Source organism: Psychrobacter sp. Pi2-51 (assembly GCF_904846665.1).
Classification (GTDB): Bacteria; Pseudomonadota; Gammaproteobacteria; order Pseudomonadales; family Moraxellaceae; genus Psychrobacter; species Psychrobacter glaciei.
Genome location: NZ_CAJHBP010000023.1, coordinates 1 through 24,164, shown reverse-complemented (window position 1 = coordinate 24,164; position 24,164 = coordinate 1). Strand labels below are relative to the sequence as shown.

The window sequence follows — 24,164 nt, the reverse complement described above, 5'->3', positions numbered from 1 at the left end:
AAAACGAGACTAAAAAACAATCACTTAAAAAATCACTCAGAAAACAATCACTTAAACAGTCTGAGTTTTAATAGTCTCAAGATAGCTTCTGATATTACTAACGTAGTGCATCGCTTGCCCATAACGGCTGTTGGACGCTCTGTTTTCAGCAAGGTAAGCATAGATATTTGCCCAGCTTTTGTCATCAATACCTTGAGCTCTCAGTTTACGTTGAATGCTTTTTACCGCATTCGGCCCCATATTATAGCCAGCAAGGGCAAACCAAATACGGTCAGTTTTGGGTACATCGGCAAAGTCTGACTTCATTTGCTCTAAGTAACGTGCGCCACCACCAATGCTTTGATAAGGGTCGACGCGATCTGAGACGCCCATGGCTTTTGCTGTATTGTTAGTCAGCATCATGAGCCCGCGTACACCTGTTGGCGATACCGCATTGGCGTCTAAATGTGACTCTTGATAACCCATGGCCACCAGCAATTCCCAGTCGTGATTGTAGTTACGCGCTTGCTCTTCAAACGAGGATTGATAATCAGGCAGTTTTTCCGTAAGCGTTCTTTGGAAGTGATCCTGACTATAAGCATCTTTTAGCAAGTTCTGATTATAAAAAGCCGCTAGCTTTTGGGTGTTTTCAAGCTTGATACTGTCGCACAAGAAGTAACTGGCTTTTTGCGATAGCGGATCATTGGCTGAATTGAAAGTCCAGCTGACCTTGGGATGTAGACCATTTTTGGTCAAGCTGGCATCATAACCGCAGCTGACATTGACGGAAGATAAATTTAGTTGGCTTTTTAGTTGGGTGCTGGCGGTCGTCAACGCCATGTCAGCATTACCTGATTTCACCGCTCTGAGAGCAGCTTTTTCACTGGCATAGGCTTTTAGATTGACGTCTACGCCTAGCTCATCAGCATAGGTACGTACCAGATCATAACCGAAGCCGTGCTGAAAACCATCCGTCGCAAAATAAGTGCTATCTCCAGGGACAGCGGCGATGGTTAAGGTATTCTCCAGCATAACTTGATCATAAGTTGGCACTTGTGAATCCATGGTAGTAAAACTCTCAGCTGGTAAAGAGAGCAGGGCAATACTAGAAACTTGTGCCAGTTTTTTGGTTCTGGCAAAACGACTTGAAGTAACAGGGTTAACGGATGTAACGAGGTTACTTTTAGTGTTCAGTAGGCGTTTAGATGGACGCAGTAAATATGAGATACGGCGTTTGGCCCCTTGCGCAGATACTTTTACACGATAAGTAATACGCTGCATGGATGTCTCCTAGTTTTAGCCATCCTTCTTACCGCAAAAACACGTACAAATATATGACCATAATATTGACATATATCGATATCGCATCTTAAATAAAGTCGCACCTTTTAATAGGAAAAATGCCACTCTATCTTGTTTGACTATAGCGCCACTAGCGTACTCTCTCTAAGAGTTAGTGGGGTAGTTTGTCGTCAGCCAGCTATCGGTGAGTTATCAAAGCGTTCTAAAATAATGTTTTTATATTAATTTTAAAAACTGGACGCACAACGACGCGAAGGATATAAATCAGATGATTCCTTCATCGATAACTAAATATGGCTAGTGGCCAAACAACTATATGTCAAACACAGGTAAGGTCATGATTAAGTCATTGAGACAAAGACATCGTGCAAAATATTGATGTAATCATTTGCTAATTAAGCAAATACATTCATCTGTTTTTACGATGCTAACTTTAATGGCTGGCTATACCTTGACTCACTAGTAATAGGATAGCTGGCTGTTAAAGTTTTTTGTCCAGCAATAAGGGTAAGTAAAATAATCAAGCTTGATAGTTTGTGTCACTTTTTATCAAACAGGTGATTTAATACCATCATCGCGACACTAAAAATAAAAAAATACCATGTTGCTAAAACATATAGTGCAAACATAGTATTTCAATGGATAGCAGTCTAAAGCCTTATCACTTATGTAGCATGATAAAGTCTCAAATGACTACCAGCATTATTTTAGTGCCATAACCGGAAGCTGTAATAAATGGGAAGTTTCATGACAAAACGTTCTTTCTTCAAGTACTAATATGCGGTTATATAGTGGATTATTCAAGTTAAGTTAAGAAAAGAGCGATAAAACTTAACAATTGGACTATAGACGGTAAGAAATGCCCTCATTATTGCTACATTGATCAAAACTTGATTAACCTACTTGATATTATGGGCTTTCTTACACTATATGTTTCAGTTACTACTGAGGTGGTTTTATGATGACTAAGTTTAATAACTAATTTAATGGTTAGGCTGGGTTATCGATGTCAATGAAAGTCACTGGTAGTCCAAATTTCTGGGCAACTATCTCACCTAGCGCTTGAATACCGCCACGTTCGGTTGCATGATGACCACAGGCAAAGTAATCAATACCAAGCTCGCGCGCGATATGCGTGGTACGTTCTGATATCTCACCAGAGATAAACGCATCGCAGCTCATCGTGGCAGCTTGTTCAATCATATCTTGCGCGCCGCCCGTACAAATACCGACACGTTTGATAAGCCTTTTATTCTCTGCCTCTTTACCAGAATTATACTCGGCCGCAATATGTAGCGGTGCACGCCCTAGTGCTTGCGTAATCTTTGCAATGAGACTATCCGCGCTTTGCGGTGTGCAAGTGGCGATGTTGCCAACAGGATGTGACTCAGCAGGATAGAGCGCACCAGTAATCGTCATATCCAACATGTCAGCGAGTCTTGCGTTGTTACCAGTGATCGGATGCGCATCAAGGGGCAAATGATAGCCAATCATAGAGATGCCATGCTGCATCAATTTGCGAACGCGTTGACCTTTCATACCAGTGAGAGGGGCAGGTTCGCCTTTCCAAAAATAACCATGATGCACCATGATGGCATCGGCATTGTCAGCGATGGCAGCGTCAATCAAGGCCTCACAAGCCGTTACACCGGTTACGATACGCTGGATCGGACGTCCACCATCTACTTGTAGGCCATTTGGCGCATAGTCTTTAAAGGTGCTGGCGGATAAGTAGTCGTCACAGAACTGTGTCAACGTCTGAGCGCTGATGCTTTGATTATTCGATTCAGCTGTCGTATGATTTGCAGTCATTATGTTTTCCTATCGTCAATAAAATATATGAAGTAAAGTGCAGTCGATCAAGTGAGCAAAAATTATGAGTTATTTGTAAGGGCTGTTTTTAGTTTAATTCTTTATCTTTTTAGTTTAATCCTTTATCAGAGTTATTTTAACATGCTGGTGTAAGCAAACAGATAAGCTGGATAACTGAAATGGTACACGATACGTTACTATTTAATAGTATTGCGGTTATAATTTATACATGTGAGTCTGCCTAGCTGATGGAGCAATTGATCACATGATTAGTGGGTCAATAGCAGCCCAGCAGTCACCATTGGCTCACTTCGTTTTTCACTGTCTGTGTGCATTAAATTTATAGAGGTTTTATATGTCGTCATCCCGGAACACCAATAACAAGGCGTCTTTATTAAAATGGTTACCTTGGGTCTTATTGCTGCTAGTATTGGCAGCGTTTATCTGGTTGTTCACGAGTATGAAGTCGACGTCGGAGGCCACGTGGGAGCCACCAAGAACCCCACCTGCGGAGCAGCAAGCGTCAGAACCAGTGGCAGATACGCCAGCGCCTATTTCTTCTTATCATAATGCGGTTGCCCGTGCCTCGCAATCCGTGGTCAATATCTATACCACCCAGACGATGGCAGAGCATCCGTATATGGATGATCCTATCCTGCGCCGGTTCTTTGAAGATCATAGCGGGCCTTCCCAAGATCAAGGATCAACCAACTTAGGTTCAGGCGTGATCGTATCAGAAGATGGTTATATCGTGACCAATGCTCATGTGATCGAAAAGGCAGATGAGATCACAGTCGCGTTTAACGATGGTCGTAAGAGCCGTGCCAGAGTCATCGGTACCGACCCTGATAGCGATTTGGCAGTGATCAAGGTCGATATGACAGGATTGACCCCACTTGGCTTCCGCGAAAATCCTATTCGCGTGGGTGATTTGGCACTGGCGATTGGTAATCCGTTTGGTGTCGGTCAGACCGTGACCCAAGGTATTATCTCAGCGACTGGACGTACGGGTCTGGGTGTCAATAAGTTCGAAGACTTCATTCAAACTGATGCAGCGATTAACCCAGGTAACTCAGGTGGTGCGCTGGTCGATGCTCGCGGTGAGTTGGTGGGCATCAATACGGTTATATTCTCGCGCTCTGGTGGCTCGATGGGCATTGGTTTTGCCATTCCAACAGCGCTAGTTGAGCAAGTAATGAATGCACTGATTAAAGATGGCAAGGTCAGTCGCGGCTGGCTAGGTATCGAGATACAATCGCAGCTACGTGATCCAACGCAGCTTGAGACCTCAACAGGCGTAGAAGTGCTAAACGTCATCGATCAAAGTCCAGCGGCAAAGAGTGGTCTACGTGTCGGCGATATCGTCCTGACCATCGACGGTGTGGAAATGACAGATGCCAATACTTTGATTCAGTACGTTGCTCGCAAAGCGCCAGATACTGAGCTTGATGCACAGATACTACGCCAAGGTAAGAATGCACAAGTAAAAATAATGCTAGAAGAGCGCCCAGCACAAGAGCCTATCGAGCGTCCTGTCGTCCTACAAGAGGGAAGCATAGGCGGAATGGAAGAGGGCGAGATGCCCGAGCGAAGCATTCAGAATGATGAAGAAGCGCCCATGATGTCAAAGGCTGAGCGTGATCGTATGCGTGAAGAGCTGATGAAGCTGTTTGAACAAGACACCGCAGCACAGTAATTTCTCATAACCATGTGCTGATTCATAATGTGTTTATGAGACAGCATATTCATTTAGCTAATAACATAAAAAAGCGCGCTATCTTATGTAGATAGCGCGCTTTTTTATGTTTGTTTTTCTCTATTTCTCAATAGGCTCATGATTGATATAAACGACCCCTCGTACACGGCAGCAGCAGGGCAGGATTTCATCTTCGTCAATCATAGCGAGTGGTTCAAACGGATAGTCAATGACGTGTGAGCTGGCGATACGTTTTATCCGGCAGCTGCCACAGTAGCCTTCCTTACATTGATAATTGACTGCATGTCCAGTGCGCAGCAGTCCATCGAGCAGACTTTCATCATCATGCAAGTAAAATTGCTTCTTACTCGTCATTACCCAAGTCATAGTTTTATCCTATCTTTTTATAATATGGTCAATCCTAAATAAAATAAGTACAATTATTATAACGTGCTACTGGAATAAATTTTACTTGCTTGCTGTGCCTACGCAGACAGAGGCTGCGCAAAACTTATCCCAGCAGCACTACACTTATTCTATGATGAATTGACTATATTAAAAGCTCAATCTTGAAAAACTATCTTCTACAACTCAAAGTCATCAAAATCGCTGTCTGATAAATCCGAGTCAATCTGACCAACCAAGTACGAGCTGATTTCTGTCTCTTGCGGCGCCACTTGCACATTGTCAGACGACAACCACGTATTGATCCATGGAATCGGGTTTGATTTAGAGTTCGGGAATACTGACGGCAAGCCAACGGCTTCCATACGCAAGTTGGTGATGAATTCGATATATTGGCAAAGAATGTCTTTGTTCAGACCAATCATTGAGCCATCTTTGAACAGATAACCTGCCCATTCTTTTTCTTGCTCGGCAGCTTTACGGAAGATCTCAATGCTTTCTTCGTAGCACTCTGCGGCAATCTCGACCATCTCAGGATCGTCACGACCATTGCGCATGAGGTTAAGCATATGCTGCGTACCCGTCAAATGCAGCGCTTCATCACGAGCAATCAGCTTGATGATTTTGGCATTACCTTCCATCAGCTTACGTTCAGCAAAGGCAAACGAGCAGGCAAATGACACATAAAAGCGAATGGCTTCTAAGACGTTGACCGCGACGATACACAGATACATCTGCTTTTTCAGTGATCTCAAATCGACAGTCACTTCCTCGCCATTGACGTTGTGCGTACCAGCACCGTACAAGCTATATAGCTGCGAGTTGCGGTACAGATCATCGTAATATTGGGCAATGTCAGAGGCACGCTCTAAGATGTGCTCATTTTGCATAATGTCATCAAAGATGATGTTTGGATCATTGACGATATTGCGAATGATATGGGTATAGCTGCGTGAGTGAATGGTCTCAGAGAATGACCATGTCTCAATCCACGTCTCAAGCTCAGGGATAGACACCAGTGGTAATAGCACGACGTTTGGGCTACGACCTTGGATAGAGTCGAGTAGGGTTTGGTATTTGAGGTTACTCAAAAAGATGTGCTGCTCATGCGAGGACAGGTTGCCAAAGTCCATACGGTCTTTTGACACATCAACTTCTTCTGGACGCCAAAAGAACGACAGTTGCTTTTCGATCAATTGCTCAAAGATTGGGTGCTTTTGTTGATCGTAACGCGCCACGTTGACCGGATTACCAAAAAACATCGGCTCTTTTAGCGCATTGTTTGGCGTTTGAGAAAAAATCGAGTAAGTCATGAGACTGCCTTTATAATTGATACGGTTATTAATTTATAGGGATTTGACTGGGTTTGATTGGATTGGATTACAAGTGCTCTAGCGATATCTGTGAGGACTCTTGTCCATCGTTCATATAGGCTTTGAATATCTCGCTCAGCTCCACATCATCTAATGCTTCCAATTCATCGATAGCACTCTTACGCAGCGCACTCAAACCCTCATCATCTGATAGTTGCTGTATTTCTTTCTGTACGTCTTTTTTGGTCGCTCTCTTTACTGGTTTTTTCGGTGCTTTTGCGGCGTCTTTCTTTAATACTTCTGGTTTTACCGCTATGCCTTCGCCTAATTGCTCACGGACGTTTGCGATGTCGACTTCCACTTGTACGATATGCGAGCCACCATCGTTTAGGTCTGAAAATACGTTTGGGATAAACAAACCACCGTCTTTGATGATTGCGGTATATTGCACATGACCTCCGTCGTTTTTATTGTTTGTGTGTTTCTATATTTCTATGATAGCGCTGGATGCCTTTTATGATAACTGTCTCAATATCTTAGCTTCATCATGGCTGGCGCGTCGCAAGATTGTCATATACTTTGTTGTTTTCTCTTTTGCCAACTGCCAATACATAAACCACCACCACATCATCTTTTACGGTGTATACCAGACGATACCCTACAGTGCGTAGCTTAATTTTATAAGTATCGGTATGTCCCGATAGTTTTGACGCAGGCACATGAGGGTTTGACAATCGCTGCTGTAATTTTTTCTTAAACTGCTGCTGAATATTTGGTGCTATCTTTTTCCACTCTTTCAATGCCAAAGGATGAAACTCAAGATTATAAGTCATCCAACGTTACCTTTATCGGTATCTGCCCATCATTCAATCGTGCGCTAACGGTTTGGCTCAATGCCATGTCGTCCATCGCTTCCATCATGCGCTCAAAGACGTCTGTCGAGACTAAGTAAGCCACGGGTTTATTGTGGTTTAAAATAGCAATGGACTCACCGTCTGACTGTTTGATCAGTGCCGATGGGTTGGCTTTTAGTTCTGAGATACTGGCTGTCTGTGTGGCAAATATTGGTTGCATGCTTCATTCTCCGCTAATATTACGCTCTAAATATAGGGCTGATTTTAGCACGAAAATTAGGTCTTATTTGTTATAGTACTAAACTTAAATATTTTTAGTAGCCAATCCCGCCTACCGCTTGTATCTGCTTGGCCGCTGGCGTGCAGTCTATCGTGTCTGACCGCATTCCTGTTGCCCCGATACTACGTCCAGCCACAGCCTGCATCGCCATCGTCGTCAGCAGGATACCGCTATAGTCGGGGCTAAAAAGCCTTGTTAGGGCGTCTTTCTTTTTTCTTAAGGACTCTTCTGATTGGACGTAATTTGTAGGGTGCGCCTCGCGCACCTTTAAACATGATTTCCATATCATCGGTGCTCTAGGCGCACCCTACGTTACGAGCAAACATAAGCTATAAAGTTGGATTTTTTTTTGCGTAGGCTGGGTTGAAAATCCAGCCTACAATAACCGCCACGATCTAAAGGTAGGTTGGTGTCGAAGGATGAGACCCAACGTATTATTCAATTAAAATCGTTGGGTGTCGCAAGCTCCACCCAACCTACGCTCGCTTAATCCATATCTTTAATTCTAAAAATTTTCTTACTGTAAGGAAAAATCGAATCTTTTTCTTTAAAATTCACATAAATTATGGGGTCTTCAGTAGTTGATATTTGTGAGAAGTCCATATCAGTTACTTCTATACAATCTGAATAAGACTCCATAAAGCTTGCTACCTTGTGGAAATAAGGTCTAAATATTTTATGATCATCCTTAATATGAGCTTCATTCGGAATTAGATGTTCATAATTAGTACTACTATTTAAACTTACTTTTTTATCAAATGTATTAACAATATCTTGTGTATGTAAGCTATAGCTTTTACCATCGTTTACTAACTGTTTGAACTTAATGTTTCTATTAGATAATAGCTTCATAAGCTTATTCTTGCTTTCGTCAGGTGTTTTTAATCCAAAAATTATGCCTCGGATAGCATCGGAACGATGATGGTTTTTACCCTGATTATCACAAACGATTCTAAATTCTTGTTCTTTATCCCAGTCCAGATGCTTTGTGCCAATCATTTTTTGTAATAGAACATCATTGCTAATATCGTCAACTCCAATATCAGGCGGAGTATCTGAGTACATCACATCCAAACATTGATAAAGACCTTTATTCCTACCTATCAAACCTTCTAAATCATACTCAATGCAAATCCCTGTATGATTCTGTGCGTAACTAGCCCATAGAGAGGAAATATTGTAAGACTTACTAAGGGAAAAAATGCCTGAATTTTTAATCATGTCTTGGATTGAATCAAATTGATTATGAAGCTCATTCTTATCTATTTGAGGAGCTATCAAGGAAGCGAAACTCATGAACGTATTATATGACTCAGTAGAATAGTAGCATTCACAAAGATCATTTAATGTTTCTTTCGAAGGTGCCCAAAAATAGTTTTCTTCCAAAGATTCACGTGTAAACTTATTCAACTCTCTATATTTGTATAAATTCAAAAGTTACCTCGCTTTATTAGGTGATAAGGTCACTACGAGTCTTAGAAATAGCGATGCAGATTAAACTAGGGTTTCATCTGCATCATTTATTTCGAGGTTGAATTTATATCTTACAAGCCCCACCTGCACAATCATCTTCCATATCCGCTTGGGCATCGTTCGCACCATCACGAGTGTTATGGTAGTACAACGTCTTCACACCCATTTTATAAGCGTTTAGCAAGTCTTTTAGCAATATCTTCATCGGTACACGGCCACCAGCATAACGAACAGGATCATAGTTGGTATTGGCAGAGATACTTTGATCGACGAACTTCTGCATGACAGCGACCAGTTTTAGGTAACCGTCATTGTTTGGCATTTGCCATAGTAGCTCGTACTGATCTTTTAGGGTCGTAATCTCAGGCACGACTTGCTTTAGGATGCCATCCTTTGACGCCTTGATAGAGACCAGACCGCGTGGGGGCTCGATACCGTTGGTCGCGTTGGCGATCTGACTAGAGGTCTCAGACGGCATCAAGGCGGTTAGGGTAGAGTTGCGTAGACCGTGCTCAGTGATCTCGCCACGTAGCGTTTCCCAATCGAGATGTAGCGGCTCTTGGCAGATTTTATCCAAGTCGGCTTTGTACGTATCAATCGGTAAGATACCTTGTGAGTACGTGGTCTCGTTGAACGCAGGGCAAGCGCCTTGCTCTTTTGCCAATTTGTTTGACGCTTTCAAGAGATAGAATTGCAATGCTTCAAACGTCTGATGGGTCAGACCAAGCGCGCTGTCATCTGAATAGCGCACGCCATTTTTAGCAAGGTAATAAGCATAGTTAATCACGCCCACACCGAGCGTACGGCGACGCATGCTGCCGTTTTGAGCGGCTTTGACTGGATAATCTTGATAGTCGAGCAGGGCATCAAGCGCACGGACGATTAGTTCGGCTGGCTCTTCGATATCGCTGACGTTTTCGACTTTACCCAAGTTGACCGCTGATAGCGTACAAAGCGCGATTTCGCCTTCTTCGTCATTGATGTTATCAAGTGGTTTGGTCGGTAGCGCGATTTCCATACATAGGTTTGACTGGCGAATCGGGGCAACCGTCGCGTCAAATGGGCTATGGGTGTTGCAATGATCGACATTTTGGATATAGATACGACCCGTACTGGCGCGCTCTTGCATCATTAGGCTGAACAAGTCTGCGGCTGGGATTTGACGGCTGCGGATAGCAGGGTCATTTTCGTACTTGGTGTATAACTCTTCGAACTTGTCTTGATCTTCAAAGAACGCATCATACAAGCCAGGCGTATCACCTGGAGAGAATAGCGAGATGTCTTGACCTTTGATGAGGCGCGTGTACATCGTTTTGTTTAACTGGACGCCGTAATCCATATGACGGACACGGTTGTCTTCGACGCCGCGGTTGTTTTTGAGTACCAGTAATGACTCAACCTCTAAATGCCATAGTGGGTAGAACAATGTCGCAGCACCGCCACGTACGCCACCTTGTGAGCAGCATTTAACTGCTGTCTGAAACAATTTATAGAATGGGATACAGCCAGTGTGCTGTGCTTCGCCGCCACGGATAGGGCTACCAAGGGCACGGATACGACCAGCGTTGATGCCGATACCAGCGCGCTGTGACACATAGCGTACGATGGCGCTAGTGGTCGCGTTGATAGAGTCTAAGCTATCACCACATTCGATCAATACGCACGAGCTAAACTGACGCGATGGCGTACGCACACCAGACATGATAGGCGTCGGTAGTGAGATTTTGAATTGTGAAGTCGCATCATAGAAACGCTTCACATAGTTCATACGCTCTGACTTTTCGTAACGGCTGAACAAGCACATACCAACCAGCATGTACAAGAACTGCGGGCTTTCAAAGACGGTTTTGCTCACGCGGTCTTGGACAAGGTATTTACCTGCCATTTGCTCAACAGCCGCATACGCAAGGTTCATATCGCGCCAGTGATCGAGATATTCTTCTAACTCGTCAAATTCAGCACGGCTATAGTCAGCTAGGATATGCTCATCATATTTACCAGCATTGGTCAGCGTTGTAACGTGATCGAATAGATGTGGCGGCGTGAATCTATTGTAAGCAATCTTACGCAGATGGAAAATAGCCAAACGAGCCGCTAGATATTGATAATCAGGCGTCGTTTCAGAGATAAGGTCAGCAGCAGATTTGATGATGGTTTCGTGAATGTCACGAGTCTTGATACCTTCATAAAACTGGATGTGCGACTTTAGCTCAACTTGTGATACAGACACGTTGTCCAAGCCGTGAGCGGCCCATTCGATTACCTTATGGATTTTATCCAAATCAATAAGTTCTAAACGTCCATCACGTTTGGTTACTTGGATTTTGTCAATATGTGTCATGCTGGCCTCTATTTTGATTGCTTATTGTGATGCTGCGCGCTGAATCGGCGGCAGACATTCTTTATAACGCTACGATGCTGGGTTGCGATAGCCAGTTTTTTTAGGCAAAAAACTACCGCTACTCATAATGATGATTAAAATCACTGAGTACTACATATAGCGTGTTTGTTAATTGGTAGGCACAATATAGCGGGAAAATTTTGAAAATACTATATTGATTTTAGACTAAAACTATGTTGCTGCGAGGTTGTGAGCTGTCCAGATTTGGGCAAAGGACGATGGGATAAGGGTTAGACGCAAATGCGCTCATCATAAATTTTTTGTAAAAATATCGTGACGATTTGATTTTTATTTTATCGGTTATTGTCGACTGATAATAGTGATCAGAGCGGCAATAATGCGGGCGCAGATTGTACACCAAACCATAAAAAATCGCCACCCGTATGTTATCAATAGTGAGTGACGATCTGGACGGAAAAGGGGTTGTTTTTTTCTAAACACCCATTACCTGTTTATACGACCATACGAACCGTTTTTGCATCATCAAGTGAGGCATAAAGCGTATTCACTTGATCGGCTGCTGTGAGATATAAATTGACACGCGCTGAATGAAAGCGACCCGTTTTAGATGGCTTAACTTCTATCGAGGCCAAATCAAAATCAGGGAACTGGCTACCGAGGATCAGCTTCACTTCATTAAGCAAGCTTTCATGCTCGCCTTCATGACCAATGATGCTCAAAGGGTAGTTCATTGGAAAATCCCACAGCTCTGGATTTTGAATGTCGGTTTTTTTGCCTTTTAAGACACCTTCATTGGGTGTCAGATCCGTCATGGTGACGTCTTTAGTGCTTTGGTTGGTGTTTTGGTTGCTGCTTTGATTAGTGTTTTGATTATCAGTATCTTTTGAATTATCACTCATGATATTTGCCTCGTTTTTTTAAATATGAGCTATAGTTGAATTCAAATAATTTCGATACAAGTAAACCGAGCGCAAGTTATACATTAGTATGCTTAGCGCGGATGACGATGTAGCGGATTTATATGGATTTGACTATATTTGGATAAGAGCTTTATTGCCCATTTATAGTGGCACTAAGCCTATTATTCAAGTCCTGTGATAGCGGCGACAGCACATTAGGGTATGTCGAACCTTCGGCTACGTTACGGACAGGGTATGGACAGTGACCGCTTATCTTTTATAACCACAAACCGCCACATAATCCCCACGGTCATAACCGTCGATGACCTCTTGTACCTTATCATTGGCATACATTGGATGGGTCAATAAGGTCTGCGCATACTCAAAATCGACGAAACCATTGGCTTGCATCAGCGCGATTTTTTCATCTGAAGTGCGCCAATTGGCTGACTTTACCAGTTCAATAGGATAAGGGTCAGCAGGGGAGATGTGCGCAAGTAGCGGATGCTCCCAAGTGCCTAACGAGCTGGCCAAATTGTATAAGCTGGCAAAGCCACTCTCTTTTGGTACATCGATGAGGATAAGCTTGCCGCCAGTTTTTAGAGCGTCAAATGCCTTTTTAATACAGGCATCCAAATCGTTGATATAGCTGACACTGCCGTTGAACATAATAATGTCAAACTTATTGGGCTCGATCTCGCAAGTTTCAGCAGGGCTGATATCTACTTGCAATCCGCGCTTTTCGGCGACGGCTGCCATGTCCTTAGAAGGCTCAATGCCATATTTGATATGAATATCATAATCTTTTGCTAGTAGTGATTCAAATAATCCGCTACCACAACCGATAGACAATATCTCACTGTCTTTATCTAAGAAATGGGCAACTAATTTTAGCTCACTGGTCAGTAAGTTTTGATTGTCAAAAAACCAGCTATCGTACGCGCTTGCGTGTTCATCAAATGCTGCCATGATATCTCTCCTTGAGTATTTTTTATTGTATCGTTAATCCACTATAAAAGAGTGACAGCGTTAACCTCGCTTAAAGTATTACTCATACATCTGCACTCGGTTGCCTTGTCACTCTGTCTCTTTTTTATATTGAACTGACTATATAGTTAATTCACGTTAAAAAATACAGGTTATGACAGATCTAATGCTTGCTGCCAAAAATTCACTTCCATCCGTGAAGCAGTATTAAATAACTGTTGGAACTTGTCTGCTTGAGCAGGGCTAGCGTGTGCCAGTAGTTCATTGATCTGCGCTTCGTTCTGTGCGGTAATCGCTTGAAACGCATCACTAGAAAATACATCAATCCATGGTTGATAGGGATTGCCCGTGATAAATCCTTCGGCTTTGATGCGTTTGCCAATTTCGCCATAGCCCATCAAGCAAGGGGCAATAGCAGCATAAAGCTCAGCCAGTGAGCCTGACAGGGCAGCGTCTAATATATAGCGGCTATAGGCGATGGTTACGGTAGACTCAGGCGCATTCTCGACGGTTTCAAGCGCTATGCCCCATTGGTGGCAGAAGTCCAAATACATGCCAATTTCCATATCGAGCATGGCATTGATACCCGCTTGACCGACGCGCATTTGCGCCAGAGTGTCGCTTTTATACACGCTCAGCGCCATCACGCGGGTATAGTGAAGCAGATATAAATAGTCTTGGACGAGGTAGTGGCGGAAGCTGTCAGGGGCGAGCGTACCTGCCGCTAGTTGCTTGACAAAGTCATGCTGAATATAATCATCCCAAGTTGGGCAATGGTGACGTAGCGTTTGGTAATTCATAGTGTTCACTTACTTTTATCAGTGCGAGTAAGCAGATGGTAGACGAACTCATGCATTATTAGCAAGGGATGCACCAAGTATAATGGCATCATACATTTGGACAGCTAAGTTTTCAATTGCTGATGCGACTTACGGTAAGTAGCCATTGATAGGCGCGATATCAGGCGGGATATCCGTGTCTCCTAATGCTTCTCGCAGATTGATTTCGATTGTGCGTGATAAGGCAGTCAGGGGTAGTTGGTTAGCTGCCAAGCCAAAAGGCTCTTCCAGCTCTTCGCTAAGGGCATCCAAACCAAAGAAGGTGTAAGCGATCACCGCAGAAATCAACGGAGTGGCCCAACCGAGTGAGGCCACCAAGCCAAAAGGCAACAGGATGCAATATAGATAGGTCGTGCGATGTACCAACAGCATATAAGCAAATGGCAGCGGCGTATTATGAATGCGCTCGCAAGCCGCCAATACAATCGTCATAGATGTCAGGCGCTCGTCCATGTTTTGGATGACTTGCTCAGACACCAGTCCTTGCCGCCGAATGTCACCGAGCTGCTTACCCATGAGGCGCATTATATAATCAGGTACGTTTTTCGCCTGGCGCATATTGTCATGATGCGTTAACGCTACAAATGGCTCGATATCTTCCCAAGGTGACGTACCACGTAGCCTGTGGCGCACAGCATGAGCAAAAGCGATCGCCAAGTGAATCATCGCTCGTTGAGTATCACGCCCAGCATCGGTGTCATCCTCTATAAAAGACAGCACTTGACGCGTTAAACTGCGGGAATCATATACCAGCTGACCCCACAGTCCTCGAGCTTCCCACCAACGTTGATAACTGGCGTTGTTCCGAAACCCAAGAAACAACGATAACGCGATTCCGAGCAAGGTAAACATCGCCATACCATAATAAGGAAAAGAGTCAGGAAGCCAGTGCTGAATAATCGTTATGAGTGTACTAAGAATAGTAATCAGCAGAATTTGCCGATAGACTTTTGGAATGATGGAGCCACGCAGGGTGAAAAATATCTTGAGGGCATTGGGGGTTTGGCGGACAATCATGTCAGCTTCCTAGCGATGGGGTATGTTAGTAGGCCGTGCATTATACAATAGCGTTGTTAAAATTTGAGTATTCTTGTTTTTGATTGCCCATCGGACACTGTGCAAAAAAAGTGAAACATAGCGTGCAAACTATATGGCTAAACGACTCAAAAGATCCTTGCATTTTTCTCTTAAGGTGTCTCTGAGCAGTCTGACGGCAGGGGTTATCGATTGCCTACTTGGGCAGATGAGCCAAAGCTCGCTTGGCTTTGCTTGATAGTCGGTCATGATATGAATTAGCTTGCCTTCTGATATGTCACTCGAAACATCCAAGCAGGATTTTACAGCAAGTCCTTTTCCTTCGACACACCAGCGCCTGACCAGATCACCATCGTTAGAGGCTCGATTGCCACTCATTTTTATTTTATAAACTTGCTTGTTCTTAGTGAATTCCCACACATCGTGAGTGATATCGTACAGCTGATAAAACAACCCATTGTGCGTCGGTAGCTCATGCGGATGCTGGGGTATGCCGTGACGTGTTATATACTCTGGCGATGCACAAAGCAACCCTGGGACATCACAAATCTTAAAGCCGTAAAGACTGGCATCTTTTGGCGAACCATAGCGTAATGCCATGTCTACAGAGTCACGATAAAAGTCTATATGACTATCGCTTAGATCGGTTCTCAAGCTCATGTTTGGGTGATGATCTAATAACTCATCAAGCCATGGTGTAACGATGTTGCGCCCCAAATCAGAAGGCAGTGCAATGCGCAGCTCACCATCGACGATATCGAGATCTTCTTTGATATTTTGCCTAGCTTGCTCAAGCAATAAGAGTGCTTTTTCACATTCTGGAATGTAGCGCTCTCCGGCACTCGATAGACGTAATTGACGCGTGGTACGAATGAATATTTCAGCGCCCAATGTTTTCTCTACCCGCTTGAGCGCAGCACTGGCAGTTGCCACACGCATGTCTAGATGTGCTGCCGCTGCCGTGATATTGCGATGTTGAGCGATTTTTAGAATAACTTCGAGATCAGATAACAGCATATTCTCAATTCTTATTTGATAATGTATCAAATATTACCCTGTTTATCTTGTCATAAGCCAGCGTTATGATGGCAGCCACTTAACGAACCGGAGCAGCATGATGAAAGCCATTGGATTTATACAGTCTTTACCCATTACTCACACGGACTCATTGCAAGATATTGAATTGCCACAACCTATCGCAGAAGGCTTTGATTTATTGGTCAAAATCAGCTCTATCGCGGTCAATCCTGTCGATTATAAAGTCCGCCAAAACATGCCATCCGAGGACGGTAGCCACAAAGTCATTGGTTGGGATGCAGTCGGTGAAGTGGTCGCTATCGGTGAGAAGGCGACACGCTTTGCAGTTGGTGATAGAGTTTACTATGCAGGCGAGCTCGATCGCCAAGGCAGTAATGCAGAGTATCAGTTGGTGGATGAGCGTATCGTTGGTATGAAACCAAAAAGTCTGTCGAATAATGAAGCGGCAGCATTGCCGTTGACCACTATCACGGCATGGGAGATATTGTTTGAGCATTTAACTATTAAACAGCAGCCAATCACTGATAATAGCAAATCTAATGAGGTTATCTTAGTCGTGGGCGCTGCAGGTGGGGTGGGTTCTATTTTGCTACAACTGGCAGCGACATTAACGGGGGCTACCATTATCGCGACAGCCTCACGTGAGCGCTCAAAGCAGTGGGTGCAGACACTGGGGGCAGATTATGTGATTGATCATAGCCAGCCATTAGCGGCACAAATCGAAGCGTTGGGCATTGGCCCTGTGACCCATGTCGCAGGGCTTCAGAGTACTGAAAGCTATTTCGATACCTATATAGATATCTTGACGCCTTTTGGGAAAATAGCGATAATCGATGATCCTGAACAGTTAGACATCACCAAAATTAAGTTCAAAAGCCTCTCATTTCATTGGGAGTTTATGTTTGCCCGCTCACTGTTCAAAGCCTCGGACATGGCAGCACAAGGTCAGTTATTAAACCGTGTCGCTGACTTGATTGATCAGGGTTATATCCAGACCACGGTTGGCGAAAACATGGGTATCATTAATGCGACCAATCTACGAGCGGCTCATCAAGCGCTAGAGTCGGGTACAACGATTGGTAAAATAGTATTGGAAGGTTTTTAATGTTTTAATATTCAACAGAGCCTAATAAAGCATGTCCTCGTTTTTATCACTATTTTTAAAATGAGGACATAGCCCAATCAAAAATAAGAGACAGATATGCAACTAGAAATCAATGTTATCGATGCTTTTACTGATACTGTTTTTAAAGGTAACTCAGCAGCCGTTATTATCACCGATAGCTGGCTCGCTGATGATCTAATGCAATCGATTGCTTTTGAAAACAATTTGTCTGAGACGGCATTTTTGGTTTTAGATGAGAGTGATGGTAAAGATATCTATCATATCCGCTGGTTTTCACCGCTTACTGAGATTGCCTTCTGCGGTCATGCAACCTTAGCATCTGCTTTTGTGTTATTTAAGAAAAATCCTAATTTAGCCTTTATTAAGTTTTCAGCCGACGCCGTTGGGATATTGACTATCGTGCAAACAGACGCTGGCAAAATACAAATGGATTTTCCCAATACTGAACCTGAAAAAGTCGATAATGTCCCTGATAGTTTGCTTTCAGGATTGTCTATTGCACCAGTTGAAGTCTATAAAAACACCCAAGCCTATTTCGTTATTTATAATTCTGAAAGCGATGTATTAAACGTAGAGCGTGATAACGAGCAGCTAAAACAGCTCGCACCTTTAGATGTGGTGGTGACATGCCAAGCTAAGTCTGCTGAGTTTAAAGACTACGATTTTGTGTCACGTTATTTTTGGCCAGCCAATGGTGGTGATGAAGACCCAGTGACTGGATCAGCGCACACAGGACTTGCGCCATTATGGGCTGAGCGTTTGGATAAAAATGAATTGGTCGCTTATCAGGCGTCAAATAGAGGCGGGGTACTAGACTGTGTTGTTGCAAAAGATAGGGTGTTTGTTTCTGGCAATGCCGTGCAGTATTTGACAGGATTTATCACGGTCGAGGAGTAGCAGGTTTTGACAGAATTAAAGACACTAGGGCTTTTTGCACTGACCGCATTAGCAGAGATTATTGGTTGTTACCTGCCTTATTTATGGCTGCGAGAAGATAAGTCCATCTGGCTTCTTGTTCCCAGTGTGCTGAGTCTGGCGGCCTTTGTTTGGTTGCTGACATTACATCCAACCGCTGTAGGCAGAGTCTATGCAGCTTACGGTGGGGTGTATGTGGCGATGGCGATTTTATGGTTGTGGACGGTGAACGGTATCAGGCCTACCACATGGGATATCGTAGGGTCTGCGGTTGCATTGTTAGGCATGGCAATTATCATGTTTGCACCGCGCAGTGGCTAGGGCGTGTCCTCAATTCAACCGATAGCGATCTAAATGGGCTAAAAGTGGTTAAATCTTGCCAAACATCGTCAATTAGCTAGGTAATATATCGATATTATCTGCGCTATTTTCCTTGTTTGACTGCCATTTACCTCACTTTTATCCTCATTTTTAAAATGAGGACACGCCCTAACATCAATGCAGCGCCTAACACAAAAAATGCCAATCAAACCGTGAGGTTCAATTGGCATAGCTTTAATCAGCGTAATAATGCATTAAATATTAATGTTTGCCTAAGATACTGCCACTGTCATCTTTCTTAGATTGTTTGGCGGCTTTCTTTTCTTTTGCCGTCAATAGTGGTTTCTTTTTCACATTTTTCTTACTATCTTGACCTTTACTCATGATTTTTTCCTCTTTAGGTAGCTTATACAGCCATAAGCCAGATTGGCTGACTAGCGGGCGGAATGGCTACAATTGACGCAGATGCTGCGTACTAGATTGAGTATAGCTCTAAGCCTGTGCAATAGATAGCGATAGCACAATTTCCCTACGCTTCAATGCGGTCATTCTATTTGGCTAAATTTTATTCAACGCCTCTTTTATATTGAAATTTAGAATATCTCAGTCAGATTGTCGGCTAAAGATATGTTCAAACGATGCGTTTAATCAATACCAATATCAATATTAGTATTCGTAAGTGCTTACTTACGGAGTCATCACGATTTGCTATAATGAGCCACAAGCCGATGAGTCGTCGCGGCAAACTTTTATAATATTCCTATTTAGCACAAAGATGCTTACTGTTTTGGTTGATTGTTATGCGTATCCGTAAACTTTTTAAATTTGAAAATGCACATATTGTGCGTAATTGCAGCTCTGAGCGTTGCAAACACTCTATCCATGGTCATAGCTATCAGATTGAACTGATTCTTGAGGCTAAGCGCTTGGATCATGGGCAAATGGTCTATGATTTTGGACTATTAAAGTCGTCTATCAAGGATATTATCGACAGCTTTGATCATGCGATTTGCTTTTGGAATAAAGACGATCCTGAATATATCGCTGCTTGCAAAAAATTCAGCGCGCGCTGGATAAGCTTGCCGGTATCGCCATCAGCAGAGCAGTTCTCTAGAGTCATCTTCTTTTGGGCGCAAGAAATTCTCAAGCAAACCCAAATGCAAAACGGTGAGTCTGATGTCAGCGTCTACTCGGTGATTGCACACGAAACCGCAACGGGTTACGCCCAGTGTTTTGCTGATGATGTGGCCAATGAGCAAATGGGTCAGCTTAATTTAGAAGCGTTTGAATTCAGTGACCAAGTCAGTGCCGAATGGCATGACACCGATCTGTATGCCAAATTGATTCGCGGTGAAAGTTTTACTAATCCAACGGTAACTATGCAAGTACAGACGCAAGTACAGGCAGGTATGCCTGATGCCTAATAGTACAACAGAAGACAAAAACGTCAAAACATTGACACTGTACTCTGAAGACGATACTCAGCGTTTGGCTGCGCAATTAGCAGCGTTGCCATTGACAGGTAGTGTATGGTTGGCTGGCGATTTAGGCGCGGGTAAAACTACTCTGACTCGCTACTGGTTACAGGCGCTAGGGCATACAGGCGCCGTCAAAAGCCCAACTTATACCTTGGTCGAGCCTTATAGCATCGAGCAAAACAGTATTGAGCAAAACAGTATTGAGCAAAACAGTATTGAGCAAAAAGACGGCTCAATCAAGCCAGTTTATCACGCTGATTTGTATCGTTTGCAAGACCCAGAAGAGCTATCTTTTATCGGTTTTGATGAGTATCTAGATGAGCCAAATGCGCTGGTCATTATTGAATGGGCAAGTCGTGCGGACAGCTATTTACCACCGCCGATTTTGTTTATCGATATGACGCAGGCTAATAGCAGTGATAAAAATCAAGAGTCTCGTCACGTTGAGCTGCGACTATCAAAGGCAGGACAAGCGCAAGGTTTGGATCTATCATCCTTTAAGATTTAATTATACCTTTAATATAAGTCATCAATATTCGCCAGCATTACTTATCACTACGCAAATTATCACTACGCAAAATAAAGATACCTCTTAATGCCGCAAATGCCAGACAATCATTTTAATACCCGCATCAAAAAACTATCGCCGCTGCTCATCAATCAATTGGCAGCTGGTGAGGTCGTGACACGCCCAGCCGCAGTGGTTAAAGAGCTGCTTGAAAACGCGATTGACGCTGATGCCACCAATATTGAGATACATATTACCCAAGGCGGCATGGGTATGATTGAGGTGATCGACAATGGCGTTGGTATTCATCCTGATGATATGGTCATGGCGATTACCCGTCATGCGACCAGCAAAGTCGCGGATGTGGCTAACTTGCATGGCATTACGACGTTGGGTTTTCGCGGGGAAGCATTGGCTGCAACAGCAGCAGTTTCTCGGCTGACGCTAACCAGTAGCCATGATGACAGTGGTATCGGTCGCCAGTTGCAGGTCGCGGGTGTGTTAGATGACATACCAAAAATGATACCAGTTGTGCATCATCGTGGCACGACCATTACGGTTAAGGATTTATACTTTAACGTACCAGCCCGTCGCGGGAATTTGAAATCTATAGCGACCGAGTTTGGTCATATCGAAACGATCGTGCGCGAAGTGGCTTTGGCGCGAGCAGATGTAGCGCTTAGTCTCTTTCATGACAATAAAAAACGGCTGTCACTGTCTTCAAATGCACGTGTGCTATTGGCAAATTCGATGCCTACAAGCGATGGATCTATCAGTGCCAATCCTTTACCATTGTCACGGCTGGAGCAAGCCACGAGTGCAGAGCTCACAGTGAACGCACTTGAAGTAATGATTGATTTGTCCAATTTGTGGCAGCCGTCTACAGAATACACGGATAGTACAAGCTCTAGTAGGCAGGCAGGTATCTATGGTTGGTTGTGGCCTATTAATAAGCAGGCGCAACAGCAGGACAGCTTACCAAAGCTACTGTACATCAATGGTCGCTTGGTCAAAGAGCCGATCATCAGCAATCAGCTTCGTCAACTCGCGCAGAGTGCTCATTTAAATGGCATCGGTTATGCCCTTTATTTTGATTTGCCGACTCAATGGCTTAATATCAATGTCCATCCGTCCAAACAGCGTATTAAGATCAGTCCATTAAATAATGTTATGGCACATTTAAGCCATGCCATTCATGCAAAACTGAAAACCATTACTACGATGGATACGGTCACATCCACCAGTTATAATAGACAGGCGCTAGACTATAACAATTCTCCAAGCCAGTCTTTTACTACGATACCGCGCAACGCATCGCCTACGACCCATTCAAGACAAAGCCAGCAAGTACAAGCGCCTAAACAGTTATACCAACTGTCGGTAAGTGCTCCTATTCTAAGCAATCCTTTTTTGCAACGCTCAAAACAGTCCTATTCAGAAATGTCTTATCGTGATGAATCGTCAGCACAGAGTATTAACGCGCTAAGTGAAGTTTTAACCAAGAGTGCCCAGACCAATAGTGCCGATATTTCAAATAGCTCATCAGTAGCAAGTAAGCCTTTGCCCGTCTGCTTAGATATAATTACCCACTTAAATGACATAGCAACCGAATCTGCTAATGCTAAGGACATGGATAGTAAATCGCTGCCTTGGTTACTATTTTACCATCAAGCAAAATGTCTGCTGATTAGTGCAGCAGAGTGGCAGTCAAAGCTAAGTTCGTTATTTGAGTCGCAGGTACTGAGTAATAACGTATCCAAAAAAGACGAGTTACTAAAGAGCCCAGCATATATCAATCAACAACTCGCTACCGTAAGCTCGCAAATGTCTGCGCAAGACTTGATCGTTTTCATAGAAGATATTGACTCCTTAATCACTGACAATGCAATCAAAATCATAGACAGTCATCAATTAGTAGCGGCAATGTTCTCACCTTTGAACAAACAATAGCGCCAAATTATATTTTTGCTACCCACCACCTCATTAGTAAAGGCAATCCTATGCGACATTCGTCTGACAGCTTATCTTATAGCTTGAGTCCCAATTTAGCGGATAATAGCGTGGTTTGCTTGATGGCGCCAACCGCGAGTGGTAAGACAGCACTGGCCTATGAGCTATATGATACAGGTCGTTATGAGCTTATCTCAGTAGACTCGGCGCTGATATATCGTGATATGAATATCGGTACGGCAAAGCCTACGTCTGATGAGCTGGCGCGTTATCCTCATCACTTAGTGGATATGATTGACCCTATGCAGAGCTATAGCGTCGCTGAGTTCGTCAGCGATGTCGCCCGTTTGATTGATAGCTGTCACCAGAACGGTAAGATACCGTTGCTAGTAGGCGGTACCATGATGTATTACATGGCGTTACTGGATGGACTATCCCCTGTACCTGATAGCGATGACGGCATTCGCGCGCAGGTAGAGCAATGGCGACAGGACGAGGGTATTAGCGCGCTATATGAGTATTTGAGTAAGGTTGATCCGATAAGTCACCAGCGTCTTAATGCCACTGATACTCAGCGTATTACTCGCGCCATTGAGGTGTATCTACAAACGGATATTTCTATAAGTGAGTGGCAACGTAAACCCAAACAAGCATTAGCAAATAACCCCAATCAAAATTGGCACGTATTGGCAGTGATGCCTGATCGTCCGTGGTTGCATGAGCGTATCGCCCAGCGTCTAGACATCATGTGGAGTGAGGGTCTGGTGGCTGAAGTAATCGGACTGCTTGAGGCGTATCCATTGACACCGAACTTACCTTCTATGCGCTGCGTTGGTTATCGGCAAGTACTAGAGTACCTTGTACATATCAATCACCCAATATTTGAGCAACCGCAGTTAGATAAGGCGCTTTTCTATGAGGCTTTTGGTGCATTAGATGAGTCAATAAATCAAAAAACAAAGCAGGACAAACTGTCTCAGCCTTTGATTGCATCAAGTTTGTCCGATAGCCAAACCGAGGTGCTTGCTTGTCAGCAAATGCAAAATAAGGCATTATATGCGACAAGGCAGTTGGCAAAGCGCCAATACACTTGGCTGCGTAAAGTAATACAATTGCCTGATAATGCAATAGACACGGCAACAAAATCTGACTCATTTAACGATGCGAATGACCCTATAAACCATGCATTAGAGATGAAGGTATTTACAACGATGGCACAGGCAAGAGGCTATTTGTTTTAGCCTATATAGATGACCATCGATTGAATTGAGGATATGGCCTAGTAGATTTATTGGCTTTTTTTACACTATCTTCTTAGAAACACAACACAGTAGTAACGCTTCATAAGTACATGAGAAAGTAATGACAATTAGTTTCAAAGTATAACGTGAATAACTGCTATAATTTAATACCAGAAAAGTGGTGGATTTTGTAGAATCACCATGACTTTGCCAATAATTATTGTCTAACGTTTGTTGGTAAAAACAGTTTATGAAACAAGTGGTTACTTAATTTTTTTACAATAATAATGTATTCGCGATAAAGTGGAATCACTTAAGAAGAACCGATGTTTATTTAGATACGTTTTATAA

General features: G+C 43.5%; 24 protein-coding genes. 8 read left to right on the top strand and 16 right to left on the bottom strand.

Translation table 11 applies throughout. The features are described from left to right. Nucleotides 1–51: 51 nt before the first annotated feature. Nucleotides 52–1,260 (bottom strand): transglycosylase SLT domain-containing protein, encoded by a 1,209-nt coding sequence (locus JMY08_RS11245; RefSeq protein WP_201593407.1) that lies wholly within the window; start codon nt 1,258–1,260, stop codon nt 52–54. 1,011 nt (nt 1,261–2,271) lie between these two features. Next, a complete protein-coding gene (locus JMY08_RS11240; RefSeq protein ID WP_201593406.1) occupies nt 2,272–3,093 on the bottom strand; it encodes a Nif3-like dinuclear metal center hexameric protein in 822 nt (273 codons plus the stop codon). A 355-nt stretch (nt 3,094–3,448) separates the two neighbouring features. Here JMY08_RS11240 and JMY08_RS11235 point away from each other — a divergent pair, with 355 nt between their 5' ends. After that, nucleotides 3,449–4,789: a S1C family serine protease gene (locus JMY08_RS11235; RefSeq protein ID WP_201593405.1), complete on the top strand. Its 1,341-nt coding sequence runs from the start codon at nt 3,449–3,451 to the stop codon at nt 4,787–4,789. Nucleotides 4,790–4,909: 120 nt separating this feature from the next. On the opposite strand, the gene yfaE is transcribed toward JMY08_RS11235, so the two are convergent. From yfaE to JMY08_RS11170, 13 genes are all read right to left on the bottom strand, one after another. Continuing rightward, a complete protein-coding gene (gene yfaE, locus JMY08_RS11230; protein WP_201593404.1) occupies nt 4,910–5,176 on the bottom strand; it encodes a class I ribonucleotide reductase maintenance protein YfaE in 267 nt (88 codons plus the stop codon). Between the two features lie 197 nt (nt 5,177–5,373). Next, the gene (gene nrdB, locus JMY08_RS11225; protein WP_010198779.1) at nt 5,374–6,507 is read right to left on the bottom strand and encodes a class Ia ribonucleoside-diphosphate reductase subunit beta; all 1,134 of its coding nucleotides are present in this window, start codon (nt 6,505–6,507) and stop codon (nt 5,374–5,376) included. 67 nt (nt 6,508–6,574) lie between these two features. Continuing rightward, complete coding sequence (locus tag JMY08_RS11220) at nt 6,575–6,958, bottom strand: hypothetical protein (RefSeq protein ID WP_201593402.1); 384 nt, start codon at nt 6,956–6,958, stop codon at nt 6,575–6,577. A gap of 94 nt (nt 6,959–7,052) precedes the next feature. After that, nucleotides 7,053–7,340: a type II toxin-antitoxin system RelE family toxin gene (locus JMY08_RS11215; RefSeq protein ID WP_010198775.1), complete on the bottom strand. Its 288-nt coding sequence runs from the start codon at nt 7,338–7,340 to the stop codon at nt 7,053–7,055. Beyond that, a complete protein-coding gene (locus JMY08_RS11210; RefSeq protein WP_020443322.1) occupies nt 7,330–7,581 on the bottom strand; it encodes a type II toxin-antitoxin system Phd/YefM family antitoxin in 252 nt (83 codons plus the stop codon). The genes JMY08_RS11215 and JMY08_RS11210 overlap by 11 nt, the downstream gene beginning before the upstream one ends. Before the next feature lie 94 nt (nt 7,582–7,675). Continuing rightward, entirely contained in the window at nt 7,676–7,930 is a 255-nt protein-coding gene (locus JMY08_RS11205) for a hypothetical protein (protein ID WP_201593400.1), read from the bottom strand. Between the two features lie 197 nt (nt 7,931–8,127). After that, nucleotides 8,128–9,075: a DUF2971 domain-containing protein gene (locus tag JMY08_RS11200; RefSeq protein ID WP_201593398.1), complete on the bottom strand. Its 948-nt coding sequence runs from the start codon at nt 9,073–9,075 to the stop codon at nt 8,128–8,130. A gap of 103 nt (nt 9,076–9,178) precedes the next feature. Further along, on the bottom strand, nt 9,179–11,455 hold the full coding sequence (nrdA, locus tag JMY08_RS11195) for a class 1a ribonucleoside-diphosphate reductase subunit alpha (RefSeq protein WP_201593397.1): 2,277 nt from the start codon (nt 11,453–11,455) through the stop codon (nt 9,179–9,181). A 512-nt stretch (nt 11,456–11,967) separates the two neighbouring features. Further along, entirely contained in the window at nt 11,968–12,288 is a 321-nt protein-coding gene (locus JMY08_RS11190) for a YbeD family protein (protein ID WP_051000722.1), read from the bottom strand. A 357-nt stretch (nt 12,289–12,645) separates the two neighbouring features. Beyond that, nucleotides 12,646–13,344 (bottom strand): class I SAM-dependent DNA methyltransferase, encoded by a 699-nt coding sequence (locus tag JMY08_RS11185; RefSeq protein ID WP_201593396.1) that lies wholly within the window; start codon nt 13,342–13,344, stop codon nt 12,646–12,648. A gap of 170 nt (nt 13,345–13,514) precedes the next feature. After that, the gene (tenA, locus tag JMY08_RS11180) at nt 13,515–14,162 is read right to left on the bottom strand and encodes a thiaminase II (protein WP_201593395.1); all 648 of its coding nucleotides are present in this window, start codon (nt 14,160–14,162) and stop codon (nt 13,515–13,517) included. Between the two features lie 129 nt (nt 14,163–14,291). Beyond that, nucleotides 14,292–15,218 carry a bestrophin family protein gene (locus tag JMY08_RS11175; protein WP_201593394.1) on the bottom strand — a complete coding sequence of 309 codons (927 nt, stop codon included), beginning with the start codon at nt 15,216–15,218 and terminating at the stop codon, nt 14,292–14,294. 129 nt (nt 15,219–15,347) lie between these two features. Then, complete coding sequence (locus JMY08_RS11170) at nt 15,348–16,253, bottom strand: LysR family transcriptional regulator (RefSeq protein WP_201593393.1); 906 nt, start codon at nt 16,251–16,253, stop codon at nt 15,348–15,350. Between the two features lie 100 nt (nt 16,254–16,353). On the opposite strand from JMY08_RS11170, the gene JMY08_RS11165 reads away from it, so the two are divergent. The 3 genes from JMY08_RS11165 to JMY08_RS11155 all read left to right on the top strand — a co-directional run bounded on the left by JMY08_RS11165 (nt 16,354) and on the right by JMY08_RS11155 (nt 18,636). Further along, nucleotides 16,354–17,379 (top strand): zinc-binding alcohol dehydrogenase family protein, encoded by a 1,026-nt coding sequence (locus JMY08_RS11165; protein ID WP_201593419.1) that lies wholly within the window; start codon nt 16,354–16,356, stop codon nt 17,377–17,379. Between the two features lie 96 nt (nt 17,380–17,475). Beyond that, a complete protein-coding gene (locus JMY08_RS11160; protein ID WP_201593392.1) occupies nt 17,476–18,297 on the top strand; it encodes a PhzF family phenazine biosynthesis protein in 822 nt (273 codons plus the stop codon). Between the two features lie 6 nt (nt 18,298–18,303). Further along, entirely contained in the window at nt 18,304–18,636 is a 333-nt protein-coding gene (locus JMY08_RS11155) for a YnfA family protein (RefSeq protein ID WP_201593390.1), read from the top strand. Nucleotides 18,637–18,897: 261 nt separating this feature from the next. Here JMY08_RS11155 and JMY08_RS14140 read toward each other — a convergent pair whose 3' ends face one another. Next, nucleotides 18,898–19,020 carry a hypothetical protein gene (locus JMY08_RS14140; protein ID WP_264623036.1) on the bottom strand — a complete coding sequence of 41 codons (123 nt, stop codon included), beginning with the start codon at nt 19,018–19,020 and terminating at the stop codon, nt 18,898–18,900. Nucleotides 19,021–19,436: 416 nt separating this feature from the next. Between JMY08_RS14140 and JMY08_RS11150 the strand changes: the two genes are divergently transcribed. The 4 genes from JMY08_RS11150 to miaA all read left to right on the top strand — a co-directional run bounded on the left by JMY08_RS11150 (nt 19,437) and on the right by miaA (nt 23,813). Next, nucleotides 19,437–20,060: a 6-pyruvoyl trahydropterin synthase family protein gene (locus tag JMY08_RS11150; RefSeq protein ID WP_194618758.1), complete on the top strand. Its 624-nt coding sequence runs from the start codon at nt 19,437–19,439 to the stop codon at nt 20,058–20,060. Then, nucleotides 20,053–20,622 carry a tRNA (adenosine(37)-N6)-threonylcarbamoyltransferase complex ATPase subunit type 1 TsaE gene (tsaE, locus tag JMY08_RS11145; protein ID WP_201593388.1) on the top strand — a complete coding sequence of 190 codons (570 nt, stop codon included), beginning with the start codon at nt 20,053–20,055 and terminating at the stop codon, nt 20,620–20,622. The genes JMY08_RS11150 and tsaE overlap by 8 nt, the downstream gene beginning before the upstream one ends. A gap of 87 nt (nt 20,623–20,709) precedes the next feature. Beyond that, nucleotides 20,710–22,572 carry a DNA mismatch repair endonuclease MutL gene (mutL, locus tag JMY08_RS11140; protein WP_227679665.1) on the top strand — a complete coding sequence of 621 codons (1,863 nt, stop codon included), beginning with the start codon at nt 20,710–20,712 and terminating at the stop codon, nt 22,570–22,572. 50 nt (nt 22,573–22,622) lie between these two features. Then, nucleotides 22,623–23,813, top strand: coding sequence for a tRNA (adenosine(37)-N6)-dimethylallyltransferase MiaA (gene miaA / locus JMY08_RS11135; RefSeq protein WP_201593387.1), 1,191 nt, complete (start codon nt 22,623–22,625; stop codon nt 23,811–23,813). Nucleotides 23,814–24,164 lie beyond the last annotated feature (351 nt).

What these genes read in the sequence shown, in the direction of transcription:
- JMY08_RS14140 (WP_264623036.1), bottom strand. Translation starts at nt 19,020, where the DNA reads ATGAGTAAAGGTCAAGATAGTAAGAAAAATGTGAAAAAGAAACCACTA.
- JMY08_RS11170 (WP_201593393.1), bottom strand. Translation starts at nt 16,253, where the DNA reads ATGCTGTTATCTGATCTCGAAGTTATTCTAAAAATCGCTCAACATCGC.
- yfaE (WP_201593404.1), bottom strand. Translation starts at nt 5,176, where the DNA reads ATGACTTGGGTAATGACGAGTAAGAAGCAATTTTACTTGCATGATGAT.
- tsaE (WP_201593388.1), top strand. Translation starts at nt 20,053, where the DNA reads ATGCCTAATAGTACAACAGAAGACAAAAACGTCAAAACATTGACACTG.
- JMY08_RS11245 (WP_201593407.1), bottom strand. Translation starts at nt 1,260, where the DNA reads ATGCAGCGTATTACTTATCGTGTAAAAGTATCTGCGCAAGGGGCCAAA.
- nrdB (WP_010198779.1), bottom strand. Translation starts at nt 6,507, where the DNA reads ATGACTTACTCGATTTTTTCTCAAACGCCAAACAATGCGCTAAAAGAG.
- mutL (WP_227679665.1), top strand. Translation starts at nt 20,710, where the DNA reads ATGCCGCAAATGCCAGACAATCATTTTAATACCCGCATCAAAAAACTA.
- JMY08_RS11190 (WP_051000722.1), bottom strand. Translation starts at nt 12,288, where the DNA reads ATGACGGATCTGACACCCAATGAAGGTGTCTTAAAAGGCAAAAAAACC.
- JMY08_RS11210 (WP_020443322.1), bottom strand. Translation starts at nt 7,581, where the DNA reads ATGCAACCAATATTTGCCACACAGACAGCCAGTATCTCAGAACTAAAA.
- JMY08_RS11185 (WP_201593396.1), bottom strand. Translation starts at nt 13,344, where the DNA reads ATGGCAGCATTTGATGAACACGCAAGCGCGTACGATAGCTGGTTTTTT.
- JMY08_RS11205 (WP_201593400.1), bottom strand. Translation starts at nt 7,930, where the DNA reads ATGATATGGAAATCATGTTTAAAGGTGCGCGAGGCGCACCCTACAAAT.
- miaA (WP_201593387.1), top strand. Translation starts at nt 22,623, where the DNA reads ATGCGACATTCGTCTGACAGCTTATCTTATAGCTTGAGTCCCAATTTA.
- JMY08_RS11235 (WP_201593405.1), top strand. Translation starts at nt 3,449, where the DNA reads ATGTCGTCATCCCGGAACACCAATAACAAGGCGTCTTTATTAAAATGG.
- JMY08_RS11160 (WP_201593392.1), top strand. Translation starts at nt 17,476, where the DNA reads ATGCAACTAGAAATCAATGTTATCGATGCTTTTACTGATACTGTTTTT.
- JMY08_RS11165 (WP_201593419.1), top strand. Translation starts at nt 16,354, where the DNA reads ATGAAAGCCATTGGATTTATACAGTCTTTACCCATTACTCACACGGAC.
- JMY08_RS11150 (WP_194618758.1), top strand. Translation starts at nt 19,437, where the DNA reads ATGCGTATCCGTAAACTTTTTAAATTTGAAAATGCACATATTGTGCGT.
- JMY08_RS11240 (WP_201593406.1), bottom strand. Translation starts at nt 3,093, where the DNA reads ATGACTGCAAATCATACGACAGCTGAATCGAATAATCAAAGCATCAGC.
- JMY08_RS11175 (WP_201593394.1), bottom strand. Translation starts at nt 15,218, where the DNA reads ATGATTGTCCGCCAAACCCCCAATGCCCTCAAGATATTTTTCACCCTG.
- nrdA (WP_201593397.1), bottom strand. Translation starts at nt 11,455, where the DNA reads ATGACACATATTGACAAAATCCAAGTAACCAAACGTGATGGACGTTTA.
- JMY08_RS11215 (WP_010198775.1), bottom strand. Translation starts at nt 7,340, where the DNA reads ATGACTTATAATCTTGAGTTTCATCCTTTGGCATTGAAAGAGTGGAAA.
- tenA (WP_201593395.1), bottom strand. Translation starts at nt 14,162, where the DNA reads ATGAATTACCAAACGCTACGTCACCATTGCCCAACTTGGGATGATTAT.